Origin of the sequence: Galactobacillus timonensis, from assembly GCF_900240265.1 — a bacterium.
GTDB lineage: Bacteria > Bacillota_I > Bacilli_A > Erysipelotrichales > Erysipelotrichaceae > Bulleidia > Bulleidia timonensis.
In genome coordinates this window covers 1-2,317 of the sequence record NZ_LT964745.1, presented here as the reverse complement: position 1 = coordinate 2,317, position 2,317 = coordinate 1, and the positions used below count along the sequence as shown (strand labels likewise).

The window sequence follows — 2,317 nt, the reverse complement described above, 5'->3', positions numbered from 1 at the left end:
ATACGAAAAAGAGAAGGCCTGAGTGCCTCCCCATGTAAGTTTGGAGCTGTTTTTCTTCTCCCGGATAGTCAACCCCAGGATTTCTTAGAGGCACCCCGAGACCCCATCTATTTTTAGATAGTCGAAATTTAAGAAAATAGAAAAAGGCGGGAGTCGATGGCTCCCGCCTTTCAAGTGGTTTGCTGGTGGAATGTTCAGCTCTTAACCGTCGTATTTGCAGGCACAGAGTGAAGGATCCACGAACTGCCGCCGATAATACAGTTGTCTCCGATCTTTGTGTCTCCGCCCAGGATTGTTGCGTTGGCATAGATGATGACATTGTTGCCGATGTCGGGATGACGCTTTCCGCTTTTGACGGGGTTGCCGTGTTCGTCGAGGGCGAAGGAGCGGGCCCCGATCGTTACGCCCTGATAGAGCTTGACGTGGCGGCCGATGGTGGCTGTTTCGCCGATGACGATGCCGGTGCCGTGGTCGATGCAGAAGCTCTCCTGAATGGCTGCGCCCGGATTGATGTCGATGCCGGTCTTGGCATGGGCGTGCTCGGTAAAGATGCGTGCCATCGCCGGCGCCCCGTTGAGATACAGGACATGGGCGAGGCGATAGACGAGAATGGCATAGAAACCGGGATAGCAGGTGATGACTTCGCTCTTGGACTTGGCCGCCGGATCCCCGTCATAGATTGCCTGCAGATCCGTGAGTGAAAGGCGCTTCACTTCTGGGAAGGCGGCGAGGTAGGCATCTGCTGCCTTTTCGGGGTCGCCTTCGAACTGGGGATACTGCTCGAGGCAATGGGTCAGATCACTTTCGACGCTGCGCAGCAGGAGGCCTCCCTCCTTACTGCCTCCATAGTGAAAGAAGGAAGGATAGAGGGCGGCGATGCTTTTCTTAAGGATCTGCAGCACATCTTCGCGATCGGGCCAGACGCTGCCCGCCTCTAGATCGGGATCATTCAGTGTCTGTATTTCTTTGTACAGTTCGTTATAGTCCACGTATTACTCCTGGAACAGGCGGGTGGAAAGGTAACGGTCGCCCGAATCCGGAAGGAGGACGACGATGAGCTTGCCCGCATTTTCTTCTTTCTTTGCCTCCTGGACTCCTGCCCAGAGTGCGGCGCCTGAGGAGATGCCGGCCAGGATGCCTTCCTTCTTTCCGAGCATCTGTCCGTATTCAAATGCCGCATCGTTTTCAACCGTGATGATGCGGTTGTAAATGGATGTGTCGAGAACTTCCGGAATGAAGCCTGCACCAATGCCCTGGATCATATGCTTGCCCGCAGGCTTGCCGGAGAGGACTGCGGAAGTCGCAGGTTCGACGGCGATGACTTCAATGGCCGGGTTGTGTTCCTTGAGGTATTTGCCGGTTCCGGTAATGGTTCCGCCGGTTCCGATTCCGGAAACAAACATATCCACTTTGCCTTCGGTATCTTCCCAGATTTCGGGGCCGGTCGTTGCGTAGTGTGCCTTCCAGTTGGAAGGGTTGGTGAACTGGCTCGGGATCCAGGAGTTCGGTGTCGCCTCATGGAGTTCGTTGGCCTTGGCGATCGCTCCCTTCATGCCGAGTGCGCCATCGGAAAGAATGACCTCGGCGCCATATGCTTTCATGAGCTTGACGCGTTCCGGGGACATGGTGGACGGCATGACGATGATGATGTGATAGCCCTTGGCGGCAGCGACCATGGAGAGGCCGATGCCTGTGTTGCCGGAGGTCGGCTCGATAATGGTGGAACCGGGCTTGAGGATGCCTGCTTCTTCGGCATCTTCAACCATGCGGCGGGCGACGCGGTCCTTGACGCTGCCGGCAGGGTTCATTCCCTCAACTTTGACGACGAGGCGGGCCTTGAGGCCAAGGTCCTTTTCAAGATGGGTGAGCTCAACGAGCGGCGTGTGGCCGGTCAGCTCCTGGATGGAATTGTAGATCTTCATAGTGTTTTCTCCTTTTTCTATTTTCCTATAAAAAAGCCGGGCGTGTACAGCCCGGCACTCGATATTCCTGTTTTTTCTTTCGTCAAGAGACTTACGTCTGATCATTGACACTGCACAGGAAAAGAAGCACCGGACGCGGTGTTCTTACATGTACAGCAGATGGCAGCGTAGAACTTTGTTGTCATAGGATTCGTCTCTATGGTTGCATTCAAACACACGAATCTGCGATGTGCAAGAAATTTGATTTCTAAGAAATGCAGAAAAAAAGGGCTCTTCAGGCATCGTTATGGTTGAAAAAGCAGTAAATCTCCTTTGATCATGCGGGTCTAAGCTGTTTTGGTTTTCGGTTAGGAAGTGGGACCTGGATATCTGAGCACACAAGGTACACCATGTCG

The 2,317-nt window shown here is 53.9% G+C and carries 2 protein-coding genes; both read right to left on the bottom strand.

Annotated elements, in window-relative coordinates; genetic code table 11:
- Positions 1 to 194 precede the first annotated feature (194 nt).
- The gene (locus C1714_RS13665; protein WP_102343786.1) at positions 195 to 989 is read right to left on the bottom strand and encodes a serine O-acetyltransferase; all 795 of its coding nucleotides are present in this window, start codon (positions 987 to 989) and stop codon (positions 195 to 197) included.
- 3 nt (positions 990 to 992) lie between these two features.
- A complete protein-coding gene (cysK, locus tag C1714_RS13660; RefSeq protein WP_102343785.1) occupies positions 993 to 1,922 on the bottom strand; it encodes a cysteine synthase A in 930 nt (309 codons plus the stop codon).
- Between the last annotated feature and the right edge of the window lie 395 nt (positions 1,923 to 2,317).